Source organism: Nocardioides aestuarii, from assembly GCF_039527245.1.
Lineage (GTDB): Bacteria > Actinomycetota > Actinomycetes > Propionibacteriales > Nocardioidaceae > Nocardioides > Nocardioides aestuarii.
The window spans coordinates 1,217,599-1,241,123 of record NZ_BAAAJT010000002.1 but is presented as its reverse complement, the minus strand read 5'-3'; the positions used below and the strand labels follow the sequence as shown (position 1 = coordinate 1,241,123).

22 protein-coding genes and 1 pseudogene are annotated in these 23,525 nt (G+C 73.2%); 14 read left to right on the top strand and 9 right to left on the bottom strand.

What is annotated here, in order from left to right:
* Positions 1–2: 2 nt before the first annotated feature.
* Positions 3–905: an endonuclease domain-containing protein gene (locus tag ABD091_RS06440; protein ID WP_343916566.1), complete on the top strand. Its 903-nt coding sequence runs from the start codon at positions 3–5 to the stop codon at positions 903–905.
* 98 nt (positions 906–1,003) lie between these two features.
* On the opposite strand, the gene ABD091_RS06435 is transcribed toward ABD091_RS06440, so the two are convergent.
* The 5 genes and pseudogenes from ABD091_RS06435 to ABD091_RS06420 form a co-directional block, all read right to left on the bottom strand.
* A complete protein-coding gene (locus ABD091_RS06435) occupies positions 1,004–1,327 on the bottom strand; it encodes an acyl-CoA thioester hydrolase/BAAT C-terminal domain-containing protein (RefSeq protein WP_343916563.1) in 324 nt (107 codons plus the stop codon).
* Positions 1,328–1,895: 568 nt separating this feature from the next.
* Positions 1,896–2,096: pseudogene (locus tag ABD091_RS20225) on the bottom strand (acyl-CoA thioesterase/BAAT N-terminal domain-containing protein); the annotation flags it as partial.
* A gap of 121 nt (positions 2,097–2,217) precedes the next feature.
* On the bottom strand, positions 2,218–3,390 hold the full coding sequence (locus ABD091_RS06430) for an acyl-CoA dehydrogenase family protein (protein ID WP_343916561.1): 1,173 nt from the start codon (positions 3,388–3,390) through the stop codon (positions 2,218–2,220).
* 75 nt (positions 3,391–3,465) lie between these two features.
* A complete protein-coding gene (locus ABD091_RS06425) occupies positions 3,466–5,352 on the bottom strand; it encodes a hypothetical protein (RefSeq protein ID WP_343916559.1) in 1,887 nt (628 codons plus the stop codon).
* Positions 5,353–5,454: 102 nt separating this feature from the next.
* Positions 5,455–6,051 carry a hypothetical protein gene (locus tag ABD091_RS06420; protein WP_343916557.1) on the bottom strand — a complete coding sequence of 199 codons (597 nt, stop codon included), beginning with the start codon at positions 6,049–6,051 and terminating at the stop codon, positions 5,455–5,457.
* 105 nt (positions 6,052–6,156) lie between these two features.
* On the opposite strand from ABD091_RS06420, the gene ABD091_RS06415 reads away from it, so the two are divergent.
* The gene (locus ABD091_RS06415; RefSeq protein WP_343916555.1) at positions 6,157–6,735 is read left to right on the top strand and encodes a rhomboid family intramembrane serine protease; all 579 of its coding nucleotides are present in this window, start codon (positions 6,157–6,159) and stop codon (positions 6,733–6,735) included.
* A gap of 8 nt (positions 6,736–6,743) precedes the next feature.
* The gene (locus ABD091_RS06410) at positions 6,744–7,301 is read left to right on the top strand and encodes a GyrI-like domain-containing protein (RefSeq protein WP_343916553.1); all 558 of its coding nucleotides are present in this window, start codon (positions 6,744–6,746) and stop codon (positions 7,299–7,301) included.
* A gap of 252 nt (positions 7,302–7,553) precedes the next feature.
* Here the strand turns inward: ABD091_RS06410 and ABD091_RS06405 are convergent, their stop codons facing one another.
* Positions 7,554–8,270 carry an IclR family transcriptional regulator gene (locus tag ABD091_RS06405; protein WP_343916551.1) on the bottom strand — a complete coding sequence of 239 codons (717 nt, stop codon included), beginning with the start codon at positions 8,268–8,270 and terminating at the stop codon, positions 7,554–7,556.
* A 121-nt stretch (positions 8,271–8,391) separates the two neighbouring features.
* On the opposite strand from ABD091_RS06405, the gene ABD091_RS06400 reads away from it, so the two are divergent.
* From ABD091_RS06400 to ABD091_RS06365, 8 genes are read left to right on the top strand one after another with little or no spacing between them, the layout of a single operon-like run.
* Positions 8,392–10,557 (top strand): malate synthase G, encoded by a 2,166-nt coding sequence (locus ABD091_RS06400; protein ID WP_343916549.1) that lies wholly within the window; start codon positions 8,392–8,394, stop codon positions 10,555–10,557.
* A complete protein-coding gene (locus tag ABD091_RS06395; protein WP_343916547.1) occupies positions 10,558–10,977 on the top strand; it encodes a GlcG/HbpS family heme-binding protein in 420 nt (139 codons plus the stop codon).
* A gap of 10 nt (positions 10,978–10,987) precedes the next feature.
* The gene (locus ABD091_RS06390; RefSeq protein ID WP_343916545.1) at positions 10,988–12,451 is read left to right on the top strand and encodes an FAD-linked oxidase C-terminal domain-containing protein; all 1,464 of its coding nucleotides are present in this window, start codon (positions 10,988–10,990) and stop codon (positions 12,449–12,451) included.
* The gene (locus ABD091_RS06385) at positions 12,451–13,641 is read left to right on the top strand and encodes an FAD-binding oxidoreductase (RefSeq protein WP_343916543.1); all 1,191 of its coding nucleotides are present in this window, start codon (positions 12,451–12,453) and stop codon (positions 13,639–13,641) included. The genes ABD091_RS06390 and ABD091_RS06385 overlap by 1 nt, the downstream gene beginning before the upstream one ends.
* The gene (gene glcF, locus ABD091_RS06380; RefSeq protein WP_343916541.1) at positions 13,642–15,015 is read left to right on the top strand and encodes a glycolate oxidase subunit GlcF; all 1,374 of its coding nucleotides are present in this window, start codon (positions 13,642–13,644) and stop codon (positions 15,013–15,015) included.
* Positions 15,016–15,037: 22 nt separating this feature from the next.
* Positions 15,038–16,783 carry an L-lactate permease gene (locus ABD091_RS06375; RefSeq protein WP_343916539.1) on the top strand — a complete coding sequence of 582 codons (1,746 nt, stop codon included), beginning with the start codon at positions 15,038–15,040 and terminating at the stop codon, positions 16,781–16,783.
* A 44-nt stretch (positions 16,784–16,827) separates the two neighbouring features.
* Positions 16,828–18,180, top strand: coding sequence for an MFS transporter (locus ABD091_RS06370; RefSeq protein WP_343916537.1), 1,353 nt, complete (start codon positions 16,828–16,830; stop codon positions 18,178–18,180).
* An 11-nt stretch (positions 18,181–18,191) separates the two neighbouring features.
* The gene (locus ABD091_RS06365; RefSeq protein ID WP_343916535.1) at positions 18,192–18,755 is read left to right on the top strand and encodes a dihydrofolate reductase family protein; all 564 of its coding nucleotides are present in this window, start codon (positions 18,192–18,194) and stop codon (positions 18,753–18,755) included.
* Here ABD091_RS06365 and ABD091_RS06360 read toward each other — a convergent pair.
* Genes ABD091_RS06360 through typA form a run of 3 tightly spaced genes read right to left on the bottom strand, consistent with a single transcriptional unit; the run spans position 18,740 to position 21,834 of the window.
* Entirely contained in the window at positions 18,740–19,309 is a 570-nt protein-coding gene (locus ABD091_RS06360) for a P-loop NTPase family protein (protein ID WP_343916533.1), read from the bottom strand. The two genes, ABD091_RS06365 and ABD091_RS06360, sit on opposite strands and share 16 nt — an antisense overlap.
* 2 nt (positions 19,310–19,311) lie before the next feature.
* Positions 19,312–19,941 (bottom strand): hypothetical protein, encoded by a 630-nt coding sequence (locus ABD091_RS06355; protein WP_343916531.1) that lies wholly within the window; start codon positions 19,939–19,941, stop codon positions 19,312–19,314.
* A gap of 3 nt (positions 19,942–19,944) precedes the next feature.
* Positions 19,945–21,834, bottom strand: a complete 1,890-nt coding sequence (typA, locus tag ABD091_RS06350; protein WP_343916529.1) for a translational GTPase TypA — start codon at positions 21,832–21,834, stop codon at positions 19,945–19,947.
* Positions 21,835–21,965: 131 nt separating this feature from the next.
* On the opposite strand from typA, the gene ABD091_RS06345 reads away from it, so the two are divergent.
* Genes ABD091_RS06345 through ABD091_RS06335 form a run of 3 tightly spaced genes read left to right on the top strand, consistent with a single transcriptional unit; the run spans position 21,966 to position 23,525 of the window.
* Positions 21,966–22,166 (top strand): RNA polymerase sigma factor, encoded by a 201-nt coding sequence (locus tag ABD091_RS06345; RefSeq protein WP_343916527.1) that lies wholly within the window; start codon positions 21,966–21,968, stop codon positions 22,164–22,166.
* Positions 22,167–22,176: 10 nt separating this feature from the next.
* On the top strand, positions 22,177–22,653 hold the full coding sequence (locus tag ABD091_RS06340) for a PPOX class F420-dependent oxidoreductase (RefSeq protein ID WP_343916525.1): 477 nt from the start codon (positions 22,177–22,179) through the stop codon (positions 22,651–22,653).
* Positions 22,650–23,525: an RNase H family protein gene (locus ABD091_RS06335; RefSeq protein WP_343916523.1), complete on the top strand. Its 876-nt coding sequence runs from the start codon at positions 22,650–22,652 to the stop codon at positions 23,523–23,525. The genes ABD091_RS06340 and ABD091_RS06335 overlap by 4 nt, the downstream gene beginning before the upstream one ends.

Sequence of the window (23,525 nt, the reverse complement as noted above, 5' to 3'; positions counted from 1 at the left end):
GCGTGGTCGACCTCAGCCAGCCCTTCACCTCGCGCATGGTGTGCGACGTGCTGGCCTGGTCGACCGTCCGCGGGCCGCGCTTCCGCCGTCTGCTGCCCGGCGTCTATGTCGCTTCGGACGTCGCCGTGACGCCTGAGCTCATGGCCCGCGCGGCCCTGCTGGCGGTGCCCGCCACGGCCTGGCTGTCGCACACCACCTCGGCGTCGCTCCAGGGCATCCCGGTGCCCACCGACCCGCGGCTGCACGTGTCGGTCCCGACAGCGGGCGACCGTCGGCTGAAGGGGACGCTCAAGCTCCACGTGCGTCCGACTCCGCTCACGACGACCGCGCGGGGATTGCGCGTGAGTGCCGGCGCCGATCTCTTCCTCGAGCTCGCGGAGGTCCTCGGCCTGGTCGACCTCGTGGTCGCGGGCGACGCGATGGTCCGGGCGCGGATGGTCAGGCCCGAGCAGCTCCTGCGCGCGGCCGCGGCCGTCCGCGGCGAGGTCGGCTCCCACGTCCGACGGGCGGCGTCCCTGGTGCGGGCCCGGGTCGACTCGCCGATGGAGACCCGGCTGCGACTCCTGATCGTCCTCGCTGGACTACCCGAGCCGGAGGTCAACCCGGTGGTGGGCGACGGTCGCTTCACCACCCGCCTCGACCTCGCCTATCCGGGTCTCCGTCTGGTCATCGAGTACGACGGGCAGCAGCACCGCGCCGACGACCTCAACCAGTGGGACCGCGACAACGAGCGGCTCGCCTGGTTCGCCGACCACGACTGGGAGCTGCTGCCCGTGGTGGCCCGCGGCATCTACCGCCGGCCCGGGGAGACCCTGACCCGGGTGTGCGACGCGATCCGCCGCCGCGGTGGCGTCGTACCCGCGCTCAACCCGGGGTGGCAGCTCTACTTCCCGGGCACGGGGTGAGAGCCAGCATTGGTCACCATGACCGATTCTGGCTGCTGCTCGGCCCCGTGACAGCCAGATCCGGTCACGGTGACCGGTTCTGGCGGCGGTGCACCGGGTCAAAGCGCGGCGAGGTGGTCGAGGACGGCCTCCCAGGCCTCGGCGCGGGCGAGGCCGGTCGCCTGAAGGTCCTCCCCGGCGGCCCGACCGGCTCCCCCCGCCCCGGGGACGGCGAGACCGATCTCGTGGCCGACGCCCTCGAAGGACAGCAGCGTGGGCGCGGGCTCGCCGCGGTAGGCCAGCTGCGTGGCGATGTCGTCGGCCTGGGAGCACGCTGGCCACAGCCGGTCGGCCGCACCGCACACGAGCAGGATCGGGCCGTCGACGTCCCACACGTCGATGACGGCGTCGCCCGGCTCGTACCACCACTCCCGTCGCGTCATCGCCCACGGCACCGGTTCGCCGTCCCACAGCCAGGCTGGGTCGGTGATGTCGGTGGGCGACCCGACCGCGACGCCGTTGGGGGCGAACGCGATCGCGCCGTCGGCGTACGCCGGGGAGAGCGACGCGACCAGCAGGGCCGCCTCGCTGCCCCGAGACGCCGTAGGGCACGACCCGGTCGGGGTCGACGCCCCGCCGTCGCCCGGTCCACTCCAGCGCGCGCTCGAAATACTCGATCGGGATGTCGGCCAGCCGCCGGGAGATGCCGGGGGCGTCGAAGTAGGCCAAGGAGAGCGCGGGGTAGCCGTGGGAGGCGAGCAGCTGCGCCTCGCCGTCCATCGTTCGCCCGCCCTCCGAGCCGCCGAACAGCACGACCGCGGGACGTTCCACGCTCGTGTCGGACGGGAAGAAATAGCGCCCCGAGAGGCCGTCGAGGACCGGCCAGAGACGGCGCTGCCTCACGTCGGGGGTCCGCAGCAGCCAGACCTGCTCCAGCTCCTCGACCACGTCACCGGCCACCGACACCGTGACCGTGACCCGATCCATCCCGTCGCCGAGCGGCAGCTGCCAGAGCAGACCGAAGCCCGAGGCCTCGGAGTAGGACGACCCGTCGGCCGGAGCGTCGCGCTCGAGGTCGACGGTGCCGTTGCCGGCGGCCGCGTAGTCGGCCTCGACGGTCTGGCCCTGCCGGCCGCCGCGCACGGTGACGGTCACGTTCTCGCCCGGCTCCACGCCGTCGATGCGCAGGGCCAGCGGCTCGTCGGCCAGCACCGGTCCGGCGGGAAGGGTCGCGGTGACCTCGTCCGGCCCGGACTCCGACGTGCACGCCACCGTCGACAGCACCAGGGCCAGCGTGACCCCGAGCCGCGCCGTCCGTCCCCGTGGCGACGCATCAGAGGTGGGTGACGGAGCCGCCGCCCTGGGCGAGGCTGCGGGAGATCACCATCCGCTGGATCTGGTTGGTGCCCTCGAAGATCTGCATGACCTTCGCCTCGCGCATGAACCGCTCGACCGGGAAGTCCTTGGTGTAGCCGTAGCCGCCAAGGACCTGGACGGCGTCGGTGGTGACCTTCATGGCGTTGTCGGTCGCGACCAGCTTGGCGATGGAGGCCTCGCGGCCGAAGGGGAGGCCAGCGTCCTTGAGGCGCGCGGCGTGGAGCGTCGTCGCCCGGGCGGACTGGACGGCCGCCTCCATGTCGGCGAGCAGGAAGGCGAGGCCCTGGTGGTCGATGATCGGGACGCCGAACGTCTCCCGCTCCTTCGCGTACGCCGTGGCGTGGTCGAGCGCGCCCTGGGCCAGGCCGGTCGCGACCGCGGCGATGCCGAGGCGGCCGGAGTCGAGGCCCTCGAGGGCGATCCGCAGCCCGTCACCCTCCTCGCCGAGCCGGCGCTCGGCCGGGACCCGGACGCCGTCGAACCGCATGGTCGCGGTGGCCGAGCCGGTCAGGCCCATCTTCCGCTCGGGGGCGTCGGCGACGAGGCCCTCGGAGTCGGCGGGGACGAGGAAGCAGGAGATGCCGTTGCGGTCGCCTGGCTGACCTGCGGTCCGCGCCATGACCTTGTAGAAGTCGGCGTGCCCGCCGTGGGTCGTCCACGCCTTCGCGCCGGTGATGACGTAGTCGTCGCCGTCGCGCTTCGCCGTGGTCCGCATCGCCGCCGGGTCGGAGCCGGCGTGGGCCTCCGAGAGGCAGTAGGCGCCGAGCAGCTCGCCGCCGAGCATGTCGGGCAGCCAGCGCGTCTTCTGCTCCTCGGTCCCGCGGGTCACCAGGCCGAAGCACGACAGCGCGTGGACCGAGACCCCGACCCCGACGCTCGCCCACACCGACGCGATCTCCTCCAGGACCTGGAGGTAGACCTCGTAGGGCTGACCGCCGCCGCCGTGCTCCTCGGCGTAGGGCAGCCCCAGCACACCCAGCTCGCCGAGCATCGCGAAGACGTCGCGCGGGAAGTCCTCGTCGGCCTCGGCGGCGGCGCTGCGCGGCAGCAGCTCCTTGGCGGCGAAGTCGCGGACGAGCCGGATCAGCTCGGCGGACTCCTCGGTGGGCATGACCCGGGTCGCGGGCATCTCGTCCTCCTGGAGTGGGGGGTGTCACAAGCGGTGGGGACACCGTAGGCGACACCCGCGACCCGGCCCGAACCCTCAGGGAGCGGGGTAGTCCACCACGTAGCTCGGCACGCCCGGCTCGTCGCTGTCGACCCGGTCACCCGTGTCGTTGACGACGTGCTCGATCGAGCCGGCCTCGAGGTTGACGGTCATGACGTGGTGGAGCCGTACGCCGGGCCGCTCGGGCACCTCGAACCCGCTCTCGGTCGTGATCGAGGGGTCGTTGCGGTTGAAGACGTAGACCCCGCCGCCGAACAGCTCGTGGCGGCGTACGTCGTCGGCGACCTTGAAGCCCGCCCAGCCGAGCGTGCCGTCGGGGCGGGTCCAGTCGGCCTGCGACGGCGGGTCGTAGGGCAGCTCGTTCTGGTAGAGCACGACGTGGCCGTCCTCGCCCTCCCAGACGGTGTTGAACTCCTGGAAGTGCTCGACGAAGAGCCCGGTCGCGTGGACCCGGTCGCCCGTCACCACGAGACCGACGCGGCCGGTATTGGTGTTCCACCGGTCGGTGTCGCCGCTGACCCCGGCGCTGAAGTCCTCGACGCCGTGGTCGGCGCGCCAGACCCACGCGTGGTCGACCAGCACGTCGTCGGCGTCGATCCGGAGCGCGGTGTCGACCTTGCCGACGTGGGGGCCGCCGACACGGAAGTAGACGTCGTTGAGCGTGGTGGTGGGGGTGGTCCGGGCCGGACGCCTCCCGGGCGTCCCCTCGATGTGCAGCAGGTGGCGCGACGCCTCGAGCCCGGCGTCGAAGGTGACGCCGGCGACGACTGCTCCCTCGACACCGTGGCGGACGACCATCGGGGTGGCGCCGCCGGCCGAGGTCAGGGTCGCCTGGCCGAGCCCGAGGACGACCGTGTCGTCACGGCGTACGACGAGGGTGCGGTCGATGTCGTAGACGCCGGGCGTCAGCAGCAGGTGGCGGCCGCGGTTCAGCGCGCGCACGAGCTCCTTCGTCGGCTGGTCGGGGGTCGCGACGTGGAACGCGGACAGGGGCAGGTCGCGGCCGGCGGTCTCGCCGCCGGTCCAGCTCGGCCCGCGGGTGCCGGTCCGCGCGTCGGGGACCCGGACCTGCCAGGCGCCGTCGTCACCGGTGTGGAGGTAGGGCTTCTCCCGGCTGACGGGCGTCTCGTCGAGGGTCGTGTAGGGCGGGGTCGGGAACCCGGCCTCGGAGGGTGCGCCGACCGTGCCGGAGAAGACCTGGTTCCAGACGCCGTTCGACCAGGCGCCGACCTCGGAGTTGCGGGTCAGCCACTGCTGCTGGGAGCCGTTGATGACCTCGCCGGCGACGCGGGAGTCGGCGAGGTAGCCGCCGCTGGCGTACTGCGGGCCGTCGGTGCAGTAGTCCATCAGCGAGAGGGGGCCGCCGCGGACGTCGACGCGGCGGAGGGCCGAGGCCTGGGAGGCGGCCCAGAAGTTCGCGGTGGTGCGGCAGCCGTCCTGGCCGGCGCCGTCGACCTCGATCGTCAGGTTGGACAGCGAGCGCCAGAAGTTGTTGAGCGCGACGCAGTAGGGCTGGGTCGGACCGTCGGTCAGGCAGCGGTTGTAGACCTCGACCTTGCCGTGGACGACGGTGTCGCCCGGCGAGGTGCCGAGCCCGGCGACCTCGGTGTAGTAGCCGACCTTGATCTGCAGCGGCTCGGCCGCGCTGCCGTAGGTGCCGGGCAGGAACAGCAGGCTCCACCGGTCCGAGGACATCTCGGCGTCGACCTGCTGCTCCCAGATCCGGTCGGCCTCGGCCTGGATCTCGGCGACCGGCATCGAGTCGTCGAACACGACGACCCGGGGGCCGAGGTCAGGGGAGGCGGGGGAGCCGGGCGGGGAGGCCGCCGCCGCCGCGGGTGGCGGGGCGGCCGTGGCGGGGGCGGTGAGGGCGGTGACCGCGAGGGCGAGGGCCGCGAGGGCGGCGAGCAGCGACGTACGCATGAGGACCTTCCGAGACGAGAGGGATGGAGCGTGAGAGCGCTTCCACTCCTAGCCTGCCCTATGCGTGTGACGAGCGCCACGCCGCCTCCGCGGCGGGCGAGGTCAGTGGTGGTGCTCGATCTCGCCGCAGAGCGCCGGCATGCTGATCTCGTTGTCGGCCGCCTGGTCGCCGTCGCCGTTGACGTCGGCGTTGGACACGACGCCGTCGTCGTCGAGGTCCACGCCGTGCACGACGATCGCGTACTGCGACAGGTCGCCGAGGGCGGCGATGGCACTCCCGTCGTCGAGCGCGGTGAAGTCGCGGCGGTAGCGCAGGCGGCGCCCGACGTCGTCGAGCCCGACGCTGAGCGTGCGCTGCACCGGCCCGTAGGACGGCAGCCCCTCGACGAGGTCGACGAATCCGTTGCCGTCCGCGTCGGCGTCGAAGCCGGGGCACTCGTTCTCCGCCTGGCGGATCCCGTGGATGTGGGCGATGTGCGGCCCGTCGTCGAGCCCCTTGACCCGGAGCCGTACGTGCAGCGTGGCGTCCTCGACGCGCAGGCGGACCCGGCCCTCCGAGCCGGGCTTGTTGAGCGGGTCGAGCCGGGTGCGGTAGTCCGCGCGGTCGTCGTCGTGGCCGGACGCCGGGGCCGAGGCGAGCGCCAGGGTGGCCGCGGTCGCGGCCACGAGCAGCAGGGTCGTGGATCGGGTGGTGCGCATCAGCTGTCCTCTCGTCGGGGTGGGTGTCCCCGAAGGGCAGTACGACGGGGCGCGGCGTGCGGTTCAACGGCGTGGCCCGCTGGTCCACGCCGATAGGTTCGGCGCATGAGCACCGCGACCGCCGACCCCACCCGGTCCTGGGTGCGCGCGTTCGTCGCCAGCCTCGGCTTCGTCGCCGTGCTGTGGGTCGTCGAGATCGCCGACGCCGTCACCCCGCGCCAGTCCCTCGACCGCTTCGGCATCGAGCCGCGCAGCGAGGACGGCCTGGTCGGCATCGCCCTCGCACCCCTGCTCCACGGCAGCTTCGCCCACCTCGAGGCGAACTCGGTCCCGCTGCTCATCCTCGGCTTCCTGGTCGCGACCGTCTCGACCGCGCGCTTCGTCGCGGTGCTCGCGTGGTCGTGGGTCGTGAGCGGGGTCGGTGTCTGGCTGGTCGCGCCGGCCGACTCGATCACGGTCGGCGCGTCCGGCCTGGTCTTCGGGCTGCTGACCTACCTGCTGGTCGCCGGGTTCCTCGAGCGCAGCGCGGTCCGGATCCTGATCGGCATCGGCGTCTTCTTCGTCTACGGCGGGATCCTGCTCGGGGTCCTGCCGGGCACGCCCGGCGTCTCGTGGCAGGGCCACTTCTTCGGCGCCGTCGGGGGAGTGCTCGCGGCCTTCCAGCTCGCGGACCGTCGTCGGTAGAGGACATCGTGAAGGCCGACCTCAAGAAGGAGCTGGCGTCCTACCGGGCGCGGAAGGGCGTCGTCGAGGAGGTCGACCTGCCGCCGCGCCGCTATCTCATGGTCGACGGCAGCGGCGACCCCAACACCGCCCCGGCCTACGCCGCCGCGCTGGCCGCGATCTACCCGGTCGCCTACCGGCTGAAGTTCGCCGCGAAGGCCGCCGGTCGCGACTACGTCGTCCCGCCGCTCGAGGCGCTGTGGTGGGCCGACGACATGGACGCCTTCACCCGCCGCCGCGACAAGGACGCCTGGCGGTGGACGGTGATGCTGCTGGTCCCCGACTGGGTCGACGACGCGACGGTCGCGGCCGAGCTCGTCGACCCGGTCCGGCTCGAGACGCTGACCGAGGGCCGCTGCGTCCAGACCCTCCACGTCGGTCCCTACGACGCCGAGGGGCCGACCATCGAGGCACTCCACGCCGGCCGGACCCTGACCGGCCGCCACCACGAGGTCTACCTGAACGACGCGCTGCGTACGGCGCCCGAGCGGCTGCGCACCATCCTGCGCCAGCCGGTCAGCGACTGAGGTCCGGAGGTCTCGACAGCCGCTCGCTGACGCTCGCTGCTCGACCACCGACGGTCCAGGTGGTCGAGCCGTCCGAGCCGCCAGGCGAGGGCGAGTCGAGACCTCCGGTCGGAGTGCGCCGTCAACTACCGGGGAGGTCTCGACAGCCGCTCGCTGGCGCTCGCTGCTCCGGAGTGCGCTGCTCGACCACCGACGGCCCAGGTGGTCGAGCCGTCCGATCCGCCAGGCGAGGACGAGTCGAGACCTCCGGGGTCAGCGGCTGAGCGCCCGGGCTGCCGCTTGGAGCTGTGGCACTGCCCGGTCGACGATCTCGTCGGTCATCCGGGTGACCGGGCCCGACACCGAGACGGCCAGCCACGGCATCGGCTCGCCCACGGCGACCGCGACGCAGCGGACGCCGACCTCCTGCTCCTGCTCGTCGAGGGCGTAGCCGCGCTCGCGGACCAGGGCGAGGTCGGCGAGCAGGGCCTCCTCGGTGATCAGGGTGTGGTCGGTGCAGCGGGCGAGGCCGACCCGGCGGACGTGGTCGAGTGCCTCGTCGTCGTCGAGCCGGGCGAGCAGCGCCTTGCCGACGCCGGTGGAGTGGAGGTCGACCATCCGGCCGACCTCGGTGAACATCCGCATCGTGTGGCGGCCCGGCACCTGCGCGACGTACTGGGCACGGGAGCCGGACATCATCGCGAGGTTGGCGGTCTCGCCGAGGTCGTCGACCAGGCCGGCCAGGACGGTCTCGGCGTCGACGCCGACCAGCGACCCGGCGAGCGTGCCGAGCGGGACCAGGCGGGCGCCGAGGGCGTAGCGGCGGTCGGGGGTCTGGTGGACGTAGCCGCGGTCGAGGAGCGTCCGGAGCAGGCGGTGGGTCGTCGGGACCGGCAGCCCGGCACCGGTCGCGATCTCGCCGATGGTGGAGCGTCCGCCCCGGGCGGCGACGGCCTCGAGGACGTCGAGCGCGCGGTGGAGCGACTGCACGCCTCCACTCACCGGACCTCACCCCCTGTGACGGTTGACACTGTGCCGAGCCGCTGACTAGTTTCGAGATGTAGAGCCAGTCTTCCACGATGTGAAATTCCGGGCAAGCAGGAGGAGCGACATGGCAGACCGAGTGAACGCAGGCGGCCTCCAGGTGGCGGCCGAGCTCCACACCTTCGTGGAGTCCGAGCTGCTCCCCGGCACCGGCCTCGAGAGCGGCGCCTTCTGGGACGGCCTCGCCGACCTCCTCGCCGACCTCGCGCCCCGCCAGCGTGCGCTGCTCGAGCGCCGCGAGGAGCTCCAGTCCCAGCTCGACGACTGGCACCGCGCCCACCCCGGCCGCCCCGACCCCGACGCCTACCGCGCGTTCCTGCGCGAGATCGGCTATCTCCTCGACGAGCCCGAGCTGGTCAGCGTCACGACCGAGGGCGTCGACGACGAGGTCGCCCGCATCGCCGGCCCCCAGCTGGTCGTCCCGTTGCTCAACGCCCGGTTCGCGACCAACGCCGTCAACGCCCGCTGGGGCTCGCTCTACGACGCCCTCTACGGCTCCGACGTCGTCCCCCACGACGGCGACCTCGCCCCGGGCGAGGGCTACAACAAGGTCCGCGGCGACGAGGTGATCCGGCGGGGACGCGAGCTCCTCGACACCCACTTCCCGCTCGACGGGGCCTCCCACGCCGACGCCGAGCTCTACGCCGTCGACGACGACGGGCTCGCGGTCACGGTCGGCGGCGGCGTACGACGGCTCGCGGACGCGGCGCAGTACGTCGGCCACCGCGGCGACCGCGACCGGCCCGAGGCCGTCGTGCTGCGCCATCACGACCTCCACGTCGAGCTCCAGGTCGACGCCGACGACGCCATCGGGAAGACCGACCGGGCCGGCGTGAAGGACCTGCTGCTCGAGTCGGCCGTCTCCACGATCATGGACCTCGAGGACTCCGTCGCCGCCGTCGACGCCGAGGACAAGGTCCTCGGCTATCGCAACTGGCTCCAGCTGATGGACGGCACCCTCGCCGAGGAGGTCACCAAGGGCGGGGAGACCTTCACCCGTGCGATGAACCCCGACCGCACCGTCACGGGCCCGGACGGGGCCGAGGTCACGTTGCGGGGCCGCTCGCTGCTCTTCATCCGCCAGGTCGGCCACCTGATGACCACCGACGCGGTCCTCGACGCCGACGGCCACGAGGTCCCCGAGGGGATCCTCGACGCGGTCATGACCGCGCTCGGCAGCCTGCGCGACGTCCGCGGCGACACCCGGCGCGAGAACTCGCTCACCGGCTCGATGTACGTCGTGAAGCCGAAGATGCACGGCCCCGACGAGGTCGCGCTCGCCGTCGAGCTCTTCGCCCGCGTCGAGCAGCTGGTCGGGATGGACCCGCTGACGATCAAGGTCGGGATCATGGACGAGGAGCGGCGGACCTCGCTCAACCTCAAGGCCTGCATCGAGCAGGCCCGCGACCGGGTCGTCTTCATCAACACCGGCTTCCTCGACCGCACCGGCGACGAGATCCACACCTCGATGCAGGCCGGCCCGGTGGTCCGCAAGGCCGCGATGAAGGGCGAGACCTGGATCGCCGCCTACGAGGACCTCAACGTCGACATCGGCCTCGAGTGCGGACTGCTCGGCCGCGCCCAGATCGGCAAGGGGATGTGGGCGGCGCCCGACTCCCTCGCCGCGATGTACGACGCCAAGGTCGGTCACCCGGAGGCGGGAGCGAGCTGCGCCTGGGTGCCCTCGCCCACGGCCGCGACCGTCCACGCGCTCCACTACCACCAGGTCGACGTCCACGCGCGGCAGGAGGAGCTCGCCAAGGCCGGCCGCCGTCGCGACCGCGACGACCTGCTCGCGATCCCCCTCGGCGACCCCGGTGACTGGTCCGAGGAGGAGCGTCAGGAGGAGATCGACAACAACCTCCAGAGCCTGCTCGGCTACGTCGTGCGCTGGGTCGACTCCGGGGTCGGCTGCTCGAAGGTCCCCGACATCACCGGCGAGGCGCTGATGGAGGACCGGGCGACGTGCCGGATCTCGGCCCAGCACGTCGCCAACTGGCTCCACCACGGTGTCGTCACCGCCGACCAGGTCGAGGAGACGCTCCGCCGGATGGCGAAGGTCGTCGACGAGCAGAACGCCGGCGCCGACGGCTACGAGCCGATGGCACCGGCGTACGACGGGCAGGCGTTCCGCGCCGCCCACGACCTGGTCCTCGAGGGGCTGGCCCAGCCCAGCGGCTACACCGAGCCGATCCTCCACTCCCGTCGCGCCCTCAAGAAGCAGGAGCTCTGAATGGACCTCGAGACCGCTCGCACCATCGTCGCCGCGGCCCGCGCGCACGGCCAGGAGGCCGGCCTCAAGCCGCTCACCGTGGTCGTGCTCGACCCGGGCGGCCACGTCGTCGCCGCCGAGCGTGAGGACGGGGCGTCGATCGGCCGGTTCGAGATCGGGTTCGGCAAGGCCTACGGTGCGCTCGCGCTCGGCCAGGGCTCGCGCGCGACGATGGCCCGCGCCGAGCAGCAGGCCTACTTCGTCGGAGCCGCCGGCGCCGCCATCGGCGGGGCGCTGGTGCCCGTCCCCGGCGGGGTGCTGGTGCAGGACGGCGACCGGCTGGTCGGGGCCGTCGGCATCACCGGCGACACCTCCGACCACGACGAGGCGGCCGCGGTCGCCGGCATCGAGGCCGCCGGACTGACCGCCCGGGTCGACTGAGGCCGGCGCGATGACTCTCGGGATCGACGCCGTCACGGAGGCCGCCCGCCGGGTCCTGCCCGACGACGCGGTGATCACCGACCGCGCGCGCCTGCGCACCTACGAGTGCGACGGCCTCGCCCACTACCGCGTCACCCCGGCGCTCGTGGTCATCCCGCCCGACGCCGCCTCGCTCGCCGCCGTCGTCCGGGCCTGCCACGAGCACGGCGTCCCGTTCGTCGCCCGCGGCTCCGGCACGGGCCTCTCCGGCGGCGCTCTGCCCCACGCCGAGGGCGTCCTCGTCGTCACCTCCCAGATGCGCGAGATCCGCGAGGTCCGCCCCGACGACCAGCGGGCCGTCGTCGACCCCGGCGTCATCAACCTCGACGTGACGCGCGCCGCCACCCCCGGCGGCTACTACTACGCGCCCGACCCCTCCAGCCAGCAGATCTGCTCGATCGGCGGCAACCTCGCGGAGAACTCCGGCGGCGCCCACTGTCTGAAGTACGGCTTCACCACCAACCACGTCCTCGCCGCCGAGTTCGTCTCGCCGCAGGGTGACGTCGTGCGCCTCGGCACCGAGGCCCCCGACGCCCCCGGCTACGACCTGCTCGGCGCGGTCATCGGGTCCGAGGGCACGCTCGGCGTCGTCACCGAGGCCACGCTCCGGCTGGTCCGGCTGCCCGAGGAGGTCCGCACGATCCTGGTCGGCTTCGAGTCGACCGACCAGGCCGGCGCGGCGACGTCGGCGATCATCGCCGCCGGCATCGTGCCCGCCGCGATCGAGATGATGGACGCGCTCGCGATCGAGGCCGCCGAGGCGGCCGTCCACTGCAACTACCCCGACGGGGCCGGGGCGGTGCTCGTCATCGAGCTCGACGGGCCCGCGGTCGAGGTCGAGGCGGAGTACGCCGAGGTCGAGCGGCTGTGCGGCGAGCACGGCGCCTTCGAGCAGCGGCTCGCCACCGACCCCGCCGACCGCGCCCTGATCTGGAAGGGCCGCAAGTCCGCCTTCGCGGCCGTCGGCCGGATCAGCCCCGACTACATCGTCCAGGACGGCGTCATCCCGCGCACCGCGCTGCCCGAGGTCCTCACCGCCATCGCCGAGGTCTCCCGCAGCTCCGGCGTCCGGGTCGCCAACGTCTTCCACGCCGGCGACGGCAACCTCCACCCGCTCGTGCTCTTCGACGACTCCGTCGAGGGCGCCGGCGACGCGGCCGAGGAGGTCAGCGGCGCCATCCTCGACCTCTGCATCCAGCACGGCGGGTCAATCACCGGCGAGCACGGCGTCGGGATGGACAAGGCGAAGTACATGCCGCGGATGTACGGCGAGGAGGACCTCGACACGATGCAGCTGGTCCGCTGCGCGTTCGACCCCGGCGGCATCGCCAACCCCGGCAAGGTCTTCCCGACGCCGCGGCTCTGCGGCGAGGTCCCGGGCCGTCACCAGGGCCCCCACCCGCTCCAGGCGGCCGGGCTGGCGGAGGTCTTCTGATGGCCACCGACCTGCTCGAGGCCGGCCCCGACGACGCCGTCGACGGCGTCGCCGCCCGCTTCGTCGCCCGCCCGTCCAGCACGGCCGAGGTCGCGTCGGTCATGACCGCCGCCGCCGAGGAGGGGCTGACGGTGGTGCCCCGCGGAGGCGGCACGAAGCTCGGCTGGGGACCCCCGCCGACCACCGCCGACGTCGTCCTCGACCTGTCCGCGATGGACGCCGTCCTCGACCACCAGGCCGGCGACCTGATCGTCGAGGCCCAGGCCGGGGCCACCCTCGCGACGGTCCGGGAGACCGTCGGCAAGGAGGGCCAGCGGCTCGTCGTCGACGAGACGCTCCCCGGCGCGACCGTCGGCGGCTCGCTCGCCGCCCACGCCTCCGGCCCGGAGCGGCTGCTCGTCGGCACTGTCCGCGACCTGCTGATCGGCGTCACGATGGTGCGCGCCGACGGCGTCGTCGCGAAGGCCGGCGGCCGGGTCGTGAAGAACGTCGCCGGCTACGACCTCGGCAAGCTGCTCGTCGGCTCCTTCGGCACCCTCGGCGTGGTCACCGAGGCGATCTTCCGGCTCCACCCCGTCCCCGAGGCGCAGGCGTGGGTCACCGCGCCGGTCGCCGACGCCGACGAGGCCCACCGGCTCGCCCACGCGGTCGTCCACGGCCAGTCGGTCGCCGCGGCCGTCGAGGTCGACCTCGACGAGTCCGGGCGCGGCACGATCTGCGCGTTGCTCAACGGCCGCCACGACGGCGTCACCCAGCGGGCGTCCGCGGTGGCCGCGACCCTCGGGTCGGCCGCCGACGTCGCCACCGCGCCGCCGGCCGGCTGGGCGGCGTACCCGTGGGGGAGCGGAGCGGTCGGCCTCAAGCTGACCTGCGTCCTCTCCGGGCTGCGCGACGTGCTGACCGCAGCGGCCGAGGTCGGCGCGAGCGTCCGCGGCTCGGCCGGTGCCGGTGTCCTGTACGCCGCCCTGCCGGCCGGCGACGAGCAGGCCGTGGCCGCGGCGACCGACCGGCTGCGGCAGGCCTGCACGGCCCACGGCGGCTCGACCGTCGTCGTCGAGGCGCCGCCCGGGCTCGAGCGGTCGCTCGACCTCTGGGGGCCGGTGCCCGCGCTCGACCTGATGCGCCGGGTCAAGGACCAGTTCGACCCCGACCACCGGCTCGCGCCGGGACGCTTCGTGGGAGGCATCTGAATGACCACGCACCCCGACCAGCCCGGCAGTCAGCCCGACGCACCCGCGACCGGCGGCGTCGTCGACGTCGACGGCCCGGTCCCCGGCGGCGCCTTCGACGACCACCACCCGCCCGACGCGGCGCTGGTCGGCGACTGCGTCCACTGCGGCTTCTGCCTGCCGACCTGCCCGACCTACGTCCTGTGGGGCGAGGAGATGGACTCCCCGCGTGGCCGGATCTACCTGATGAAGGAGGGTCTCGAGGGCGAGCCGATGTCCGACTCGATGGTCGAGCACTGGGACGCCTGCCTCGGCTGCATGGCCTGCGTGACCGCCTGCCCGTCGGGCGTGCAGTACGACACCCTCATCGAGCAGACCCGCGCCCAGGTCGAGCGCCGCCACGAGCGCAGCCGGTCCGACCGGGCGCTGCGCCGGCTGATCTTCGAGATCTTCCCCCACCCGCGCCGGCTCCGGCTGCTGCGCGGCCCGCTCCGCGCGCTGCAGGCGACCGGCCTCGACCGGCGGCTGCGCTCCACCGGGCTGCTCGACCGGATCTCGCCGCAGCTCGCCGCGATGGAGGGGCTCGCCCCGCCGCTCGGCAAGCCGCAGCCGCTGCCGCCCCACATCCCCGCGACCGGCGAGCGCCGCGGCGTGGTCGGGCTGCTGACCGGCTGCGTCCAGGGCGCCTTCTTCCCCGGCGTCAACGCCGCGACCGCCCGGGTCCTCCAGGCCGAGGGCCTCGACGTCGTCGTGCCGAAGGCGCAGGGCTGCTGCGGCGCGCTGTCGGCCCACAACGGCCGCGAGGAGGAGGCGCAGGACTATGCCCGCCGGCTCGTCGACACCTTCGAGGGCACCGGCGTCGACCACGTCGTCGTCAACGCCGCGGGCTGCGGGTCGACGATGAAGGAGTACGCCGCGCTGCTGGCCGACGACCCGGCGTACGCCGAGCGGGCCCAGCACTTCGCCGACCGCGTCCGCGACGTCTCGGAGGTCCTCGACGAGCTCGGTCCGGTCGCGGTGCGCCACCCGGTCGAGGCGACCGTGGCCTACCACGACGCCTGCCACCTCTCCCACGCCCAGGGCGTGCGCGCCGAGCCGCGACGCCTGCTCGAGGCGATCCCCGGCGTGCAGCTGCGCGAGATCGCCGAGAGCGACCTGTGCTGCGGCTCGGCCGGGATCTACAACATCCTCAACCCCGAGCCGGCGCGCGAGCTCGGTGACCGGAAGGCGCGCAACATCGTCGCGACCGGCGCCGACCTGCTCGTCACCGCCAACCCCGGCTGCCTGATGCAGGTCGCCAGCGCGATCGAGCGGTCGGGCCACCCCATGCGACTCATGCACACCGTCGAGCTGCTCGACGCCTCGCTCAGCGGACGCGGCCTCCCCGTGCGCTGACCATCTCGGAAAAGGAAGTGCGATGTTCCAGCAAGACCTCCAACCCGTGGGTGACTCCCTCGCCCTGAGCGCGCTGTGCGCCGCCCTGCCGCTGCTGACGTTGTTCGTCCTGCTCGGCGGCCTGCGCATGAAGGCATGGCTGGCGGGCCTGATCTCGCTGGCGGTGTCCCTCGTCGTCGCGGTCGCGCTCTTCGGCATGCCCGTGGGTCAGTCCGTGGTCGCCGCAGTCGACGGTGCGGCGTTCGGCTTCTTCCCGATCCTGTGGATCGTCATCAACGCGATCTGGGTCTACAACCTCACGGTCGCCTCAGGACACTTCGACGTGCTGCGCCGCTCGTTCGAGAAGGTCAGCCCCGACCAGCGGATCCAGGCGATCATCATCGCCTTCTGCTTCGGCGCGCTGCTCGAGGCGCTGGCGGGCTTCGGCACCCCCGTCGCCATCACCGTGGTGATGCTGATGGCGCTGGGCTTCCGGCCGATCAAGGCGGCCGCGGTTGCCCTGATCGCCAATACCGCACCCGTCGCCTTCGGCGCACTCGCCACCCCGGTCGTCACGCTGGCCCAGGTCACCTCCGCCGTCAGCGACGACCCGCGGCTGACCGTCGACGACCTCGGCGGCATGGTCGGCCGGCAGACGCCGATCCTGGCCGTGATCGTGCCGCTGATCCTGGTCTTCGTCGTCGACGGGCGCCGCGGCGTACGCCGGACGTGGCTGCCGGCGCTGGTCTGCGGCCTGGCCTTCGGCGTCGCCCAGTTCGTCGCCGCCAACTTCATCTCCGTGCCGCTGGCCGACATCGTGGCCTCGCTCGTCGGGGCGGCCGCGGTCGTGCTCCTGCTGCGTGTGTGGTCGCCGTCGGAGGTGCTCACCGCCGATCAGGCGGGTGCCGAGGAGGACGAGCGGGTCGGGGCCACGGCCGCCGCCGGCTCGCGCCGGAGCCCGAGCGGGGTGTCGACCTCGGTGACGTCGTCGACCGGCCGCGCCGCCCACGGCGGCGGGTCGTCGGAGGTCGTGCACGACAGCGGGTCCGATGTCCTCAAGGCCTACGCGCCCTACCTGATCATCATCGCGATCTTCTCGGTCATCAGCATCCCGGCCGTGGTCGAGGCGCTCGCCGAGGAGCCCTTCACCTACGTGTTCACCGTGCCGGGGCTCGACGTCCTCAACCCCGCGGGCGACCCGGTCGTCACCGAGTTCAAGCTCAACTGGCTGCCGGCCGCCGGCACGCTGATGATCTTCGCCGGCATCCTCACCGCGCTCATCCTGCGGATCTCGCCGGCGAGGGCGCTCAAGACCTACGTGGCGACCTACGTCGAGCTGCGCTCGGCGATCGCCACGGTGATGGCCGTGCTGGGCCTCGCCTACGTCATGAACCTCTCGGGCCAGACGACCACGCTCGGCGCGCTGCTCGCCGGCACCGGGGAGTTCTTCGTGGTGCTCTCGCCGATCCTGGGCTGGATCGGCGTGGCCGTCACCGGCTCCGACACCTCGGCCAACGCGCTCTTCGGGGCGCTGCAGGTGCAGGCGGCGCGTGAGGCGGGCCTCGACCCGCTGCTGCTCGCCTCGGCCAACACGTCCGGCGGCGTGCTCGGCAAGATGGTCAGCCCGCAGAACCTGGCGATCGCCGCCGCGGCCGTCGGCATGGCCGGTCGCGAGGGCGACATCTTCCGCAAGGTCATCGGCTGGAGCCTCGGGCTGCTCGCGCTGATGTGCGTGCTCGTGGCCCTGCAGTCCACGCCGATCCTGGGCTGGATGGTGCCGGGCGCCTAGCCCCCGCGGAATCAACCGGTGGCCGTCGGCGTTGGGAGACGTCGATGGCCACCGTCTCCTCCACCGCGACCGATCCCGACACCCGCGACGACTCCCGCCGGGTGTCGATGCTCCTGGGACTCCTCTTCGGGCTCGCGGGGATGGGCTCCTCGAGCGCGGCGGTCACGCTGCCGCTGCTCGGCCCCGACCTCGGCGTCTCGCCGGGCCTGGCCGCGTGGACGATCAGCCTCTACGTCCTGATGCTGGCGGTGACCACCGCCGTCTACGGCCGGATCTCCGACCTCGTCGGCGTCCGTGCCCCGCTGCTGGCCGGGCTGGTGCTGATGTCGGTCGGTGCGCTCGTCGCGGCGCTGGCCCCGACCTTCGGGTCGCTGCTGGCCGCGCGCGTCCTGCAGGGCGCCGGTGCCGCCGCCGTCCCCACCCTGGGCGTGACGATCCTGAGCCACCGCTACGAGGGCCGGGTCCGCGGCCTCGCCTTCGGCCGGCTCGCCGGCACCGCGGCCGCCGTCAGCTGCCTCGGTCCGCTGGTCGGTGGCGCCGTCGAGGCGGCGCTGGGCTGGCGTGCGGTGATGGCGCTGCCGATCCTCGGCCTCGCGCTCGTGCCGTTCCTGTGGCGCGCGCTCCACGCCGGGGGCAGCGGCGCCCGCCTCGACGTCCTCGGCGCCGTGCTCGTCGCGCTGACCGCGGCCGGGATGGTGCTGCTGGTGCAGTCGCCGTCGGCCGGCCTCACGGTCGCCGTCGTCGGCGCGGGCCTGCTGGTGCTCGGCGTCCCCGCCGTCACCGCGCAGGTACGCCGTCGGCCGCGCGGCTTCCTGCCGCTCGAGGTCGTCCGCAACGCGGTCGTCGTGCGCAGCGCCGTCGCCGCCGCGGCCGTGCCGGCGTCGTGGTTCGCGATGCTGATCGCGCTGCCGGCCGTGCTGCTCGGCGTCGGCTGGGAGGCCTGGCAGGTGGGTGTCGCGATGGTCCCGAGCGCGGTCGTCGCGATGTTCGTGCCGCGCGTCGCCGGGCCGCTGCTCGACCGGATCGGTGCCGGCTGGTCCCTGGTCGTCGCCGGTGTCACCTCGTCGGCGGCGCTGCTGGTCGCCTCGCTCGGTGCCCACCTCACCAGCGCACCGCTGCTGGTCGCCTCGATCGTGCTGGTGACCTTCGCCTTCGGGCTCGGCCAGCCCGCGCTGAGCGCCGCCGTCGGTGACGCCGTCGCCACGGAGGTCCGCGGCGTCGCGCTCGGCATCTCGACCCTGCTGTTCCTCGTCGGGGGCAGCGTCGGCTCGGCCGTCGTCGCGGGCCTCAGCGGCGTGATCGGCATGGGCGGGGCGCTGCTCGTCCTCGCCGCGCTGCCGGTCCTCGGCCTGGTCGTCCTCGCCCCCACGCTGCGGACGCGGACTGCCACTCCGTAGGGTCTCGGCCCATGCGGTCGCTGGTCTACTACGTCGCCGTCACGCTGGACGGCTTCATCGCCGACACCGACGGCGGTGCCGACGTCTTCGTGCAGACGCCGGAGCTGCTCGGTGCGCTCTTCGAGGACTATCCCGAGACCTGCCCGGCCCACGTCCGCGACCTGCTGGGCGTGACCGGGGAGGCGCGCCACTTCGACACCGTGGTGATGGGCGCGAACACCCACCAGCCGGCCCTCGACGCCGGGCTGACGAGCGCCTACCCCCACCTCGCGCAGTACGTCGTGACCCACCGCGCGCTGCCCGACGACCCGACCGTGACGGCGGTCGTCGACCCCGTCGCGACGGTGCGGGAGCTCAAGCAGCAGGACGGCCTCGACCTCTGGCTCTGTGGCGGCGGTGACCTCGCCGCACAGCTCGCGGACGAGATCGACGAGCTCCACCTCAAGGTCAGCCCGGTCGTGCTCGGCGCGGGGGTGCCCCTGGTCGGGCGCGGTGCGTCGCTGCCGCCGATGGAGCTCGCCGGGTCGCAGCAGCTGCCCGGCGGGGTGCTGCTGAACCGCTACGTGCGCGCCTGAGCCAGCGGCCCGGCCAGCCACGCCGCCGACTCGGCGTGGGAGCGGAGCCGGACCACGGGCTTCGCGGGGTCGCGACCGAGCAGGGCGTCGACGCGCTCCGCGGCGAGGTGGTGGGTCTGCCACGCCCAGCGGATGACGCCCTCCCGCTGGACCAGCGAGGTCCACGGGCTCGGCTCCCGGTTGCCGTTCCACAGCTCCTCACGGCGTACCCAGCGGCGGAGCGTGCGCCGCGTGACCTGGCGCATCACCCGGGCCCGCGGCAGGTCGAGCCACACGACGAGGTCGGCGCGCTCGGCCAGTAGTGGTCGGACGGACGAGTACTGCCACTCCGTCGTCCACGCCGGCTCGCTGGTGAAGGCGTCGACGTCTGCCTCGAAGGTCGGTCGCTTCTCCCAGCCTGGGCCGTGGTGGAGGGCGTCGATCTCGGTGTGGGGCACGCCGAGCACGTCGGCGATCCGCGCCGCGAGGGTCGTCTTGCCCGAGCCGGAGCAGCCGTTGACGAGGACGCGGCGGGGTTGCAGCGGGAGCGGAGCGTCGTGGGGGAGCAGCGGCACGCTCAGCCCCGTTCGGCCAGGCGGACGGCGGCGTGCTCGACCAGCGGCCGCTCGTCGGCGTCGCGCGCGGCCTCGTGGGGGACGGCGCCGCCGAGCAGCGCCGCGGGCGTCGTCAGCCACGACCACACCAGCCACGGATCGGTGCCGGCGGCGAGCAGCGGCTCGAGGACGGCGAGCAGCTCCGGCCGGACCTCGCCGTTCTCGTCGAGCTGGAAGACCGGGACCAGGGTCCGACCCTCGTCCTGCACCAGCAGCAGCGCGTGGCGCTCGTGGGCGCGGTGGACGGCGAAGCGGGCGGCGTTCTCGGAGACCCCGCGCCGCTCGCCGACGCCCGCGTAGGAGAGCCAGCCGCCGTCGAGGAGGGCGGCCCGCACCCGGGCCTGGCGGCGCAGCGCGACCAGTCCGACCGGCACGGCGTGGGACGGGTCGTCACCCTCGGCGTGCAGCAGCGCGTCGAGCTGCTCGAGCCGCTCGCAGCTGACCGGCGCGTCCGAGCCGGGCTCGGTCCACGTGACCGAGCCGTCGGCGCGGCGTACGTAGGTCGGCAGCCCGGCCGCCTCGAGCTGGCCCGCCAGCCCGAGGTCCTCGAGCCACGCGGCGAGCCGCGCGCCCCGCTCCGCCGAGTCGGACACGACCTACTTCGCGGCCTTCCGGGCCCGCGAGGCGATCTTGGCCCGCTCGTTCTGGTCGAGGATCACCTTGCGGATCCGCACCGACTCGGGGGTGACCTCGACGCACTCGTCGTCGCGGCAGAACTCCAGGCACTGCTCCAGCGAGAGGCGCTTCGGCGGGATCAGCTTCTCGAAGTTGTCGGAGGTGGCGGACCGGATGTTGGTCTGCTGCTTCTCCTTGGTGATGTTGACGTCCATGTCGTCGGCGCGGGAGTTCTCGCCGACGATCATGCCCTCGTAGACCTCGGTGGTCGGCTCGACGAACATCACGCCGCGCTCCTGCAGCGAGGTCATCGCGTAGGCCGTCGCGGCGCCCTTGCGGTCGGCGACGAGCGAGCCCGAGTTGCGCGAGCGGATCTCCCCGGCCCACGGCTCGTAGCCCTCGGAGATGTGGTGGGCGATACCGGTGCCGCGGGTGTCGGTGAGGAACTCGGTGCGGAAACCGATGAGACCGCGCGCCGGGACCAGGAACTCCATGCGCACCCAGCCGGTGCCGTGGTTGGTCATCTGCTCCATGCGGCCCTTGCGGCTCGCGAGGAGCTCGGTGATGGTGCCGAGGTATTCCTCCGGCGCGTCGATCGTGAGCCGCTCGACGGGCTCGTGGACCTTGCCGTCGACCTCCTTGGTGACCACCTGGGGCTTGCCGACGGTGAGCTCGAAGCCCTCGCGGCGCATCTGCTCGACGAGAATCGCCAGCGCCAGCTCGCCGCGGCCCTGGACCTCCCAGGTGTCGGGGCGCTCGGTCGGGAGCACCCGGAGCGAGACGTTGCCGACCAGCTCGGCGTCCAGCCGGTCCTTGACCAGGCGCGCGGTGACCTTGGCGCCCTTGACCCGGCCGACCAGCGGCGAGGTGTTGGTGCCGATGGTCATCGAGATCGCGGGCTCGTCGACGTGGATGAGCGGCAGCGCGACGGGGTCCTCGACGTCGGCGAGGGTCTCGCCGATCGTGATGTCGGGGATGCCGGCGACCGCGACGATGTCGCCCGGGCCGGCGGTCTCGCCCGGCTTGCGCTCGAGGCCCTCGGTGATGAGCAGCTCGGTGATCTTCACCTGCTTCTGCGAGCCGTCGCGGCGCATCCACATGACCTGCTGGCCCTTGCGCAGGTTGCCCTGCTTGATGCGCAGCAGGGCGAGGCGGCCGAGGAACGGCGAGGCGTCGAGGTTGGTGACGTGGGCCTGGAGCGGCGCGCCCTCGTCGTAGGTCGGCGCGGGGATCGTCTCGAGGATCGTGCGGAACAGCGGCTCGAGGTCACCGCCCTCGGGGAGGGTGCCGTCGGCGGGCTGCTCCAGCGAGGCGATGCCGGCCTTGCCAGAGGCGTAGACGACCGGGAAGTCGAGCGCGTCCTGGCTGTGGGACTCGTCGAGCAGGTCCATGAACAGCTCGTAGGTCTCGTCGACGACCTCGCTGATGCGGGCGTCGGACCGGTCGGTCTTGTTGACCACGAGGATCACCGGCATGTCGGCGTTGAGCGCCTTGCGCAGCACGAAGCGGGTCTGGGGGAGCGGGCCCTCGGAGGCGTCGACGAGCAGCACGATGCCGTCGACCATCGAGAGGCCGCGCTCGACCTCGCCGCCGAAGTCGGCGTGGCCGGGGGTGTCGATGATGTTGATCGTCATCGGCTTGCCCTCGGCGGCCGGCCCGGCGTAGTGGACCGCGGTGTTCTTCGCGAGGATCGTGATGCCCTTCTCGCGCTCGAGGTCGCCGGAGTCCATCACCCGCTCGGCGACGCCCTCGGCCTGGTGGGCCGTGAAGGCGCCGGCCTGGTGGAGCATCGCGTCGACGAGGGTGGTCTTGCCGTGGTCGACGTGGGCGACGATCGCGACGTTGCGCAGGTCAGAACGAGTCGTGGGCACCGACGGATTCTACGGAGCGGGTTGCCCGGTCCACGATTCCTCGCAAGGCTGGACAAAGGTTGGACGACGGGTCTATGTTCAAACCTGAACACGTTGTCGAGATTTCGGGGTGGGACATGACGCTGGCGCAGATGACCGACTTGTACGACGCCACCGTCGACGACGTGTGGCGCACCGCCCGCGGCTGCGGAGCTTCCGTGGACGCCGCGAGCGAGGCCGTGACCGAGGCCTACGTCGCGCTGTGGCAGGTCGGCGGCGACGTCGACCACCCGCGGCTCTGGCTGATGTCGCGGGTCCACCGCACCCTCCACCCGGAGGCTGTCGCCGCCTAGGGTTGGCGGCATGCCCTCTGTCGCCACCAACACCGAGGTCGGGCTCGACGAGCTGCTCGACTTCGCCCGCAGCCGCCACCAGTACGTGCTGGTCACCAGCCGCAAGGACGGCCGACCGCAGCTCTCGCCCGTGACCGGCGGCGTCGACGCCGACGGCCGGTTCGTGGTGTCGACCTATCCCGAGCGCGCGAAGACCCGCAACCTCCGCCGCGACCCGGCCGCCTCGATCATGGTGCTGTCCGACGAGTTCAACGGCCCGTGGGTCCAGCTCCACGGCACGGCCGAGGTCCTCGACATGCCCTCCCAGGAGGCCGAGGACGGGCTGGTCGACTACTTCCGCTGCATCGCCGGCGAGCACGACGACTGGGACGAGTACCGGGAGGCGATGCGCCGTCAGGGCAAGTCCCTGATCCGGGTCACCCCCGAGTCGTGGGGCCCGATCGCGACCGGTGGCTTCCCGGCGCGGCTGGTGGAGGACTCCGAGTGACCCTGGTGGCGGCCGCCGACGGGTCCGCGCTCGGCAACCCGGGGCCCGCCGGCTGGGCCTGGTACGTCGATGACGACCGCTGGGCGAGCGGCGGCTGGCCCCACGGCACCAACAACATGGGCGAGCTCACCGCCGTGCTCGACCTGCTCCAGCAGACCGCCGACCTCGACGACGACCTGGTCGTCTACTGCGACTCGACCTACGCCATCAACGCGATCACCAAGTGGATGGCGGGCTGGAAGCGCAAGGGGTGGAAGAAGGGCGACGGCAAGCCGGTCGCCAACGTCGAGATCATGAAGGCGCTCGACGCGGCCATGCGCCCCAACGTCACGTTCCGGTGGGTCAAGGGCCACGCCGGCCACGAGCTCAACGAGAAGGCGGACGAGCTCGCCAACGCCGCGGCCCGCGCCCACCAGGCGGGGTCTTCGCCGGCCGCCGGTCCGGGGTTCTCCTCTCGTCGTTCCTCGCACGACTTCTCGGTCACCGCCCCGCCCGAGCCCGACCCGGACCTGTTCTCGCTGGTCGACGAGCTCTCCGACGAGGACCAGGTCGTCGCGCTCGAGCGGTCGCTGCTGACCGACGAGGTCCGCTCCGACCCGGCCGCGGTCGCCGCGCTCCTCGACGCCGCGTGGTCCGAGGTCGGTCGCTCCGGGCGGGTCTGGACGCGGTCGGAGATCCTCGGCGAGATCGGACCGCTGACCTCGCCCGTGGAGCTGGACGTCCTCGGGGTCGACCGGGTCGCCGAGGGGGTGCTGCTCCTGCGCTGGCGCGGCACGTCGGCCGCCGGTGAGGGGACGCTGCGCAGCTCGCTCTGGGTCCGCTCGGGTGGCCGCTGGCTCCAACGCTTCCACCAAGGGACCCCCGAGGGGTAG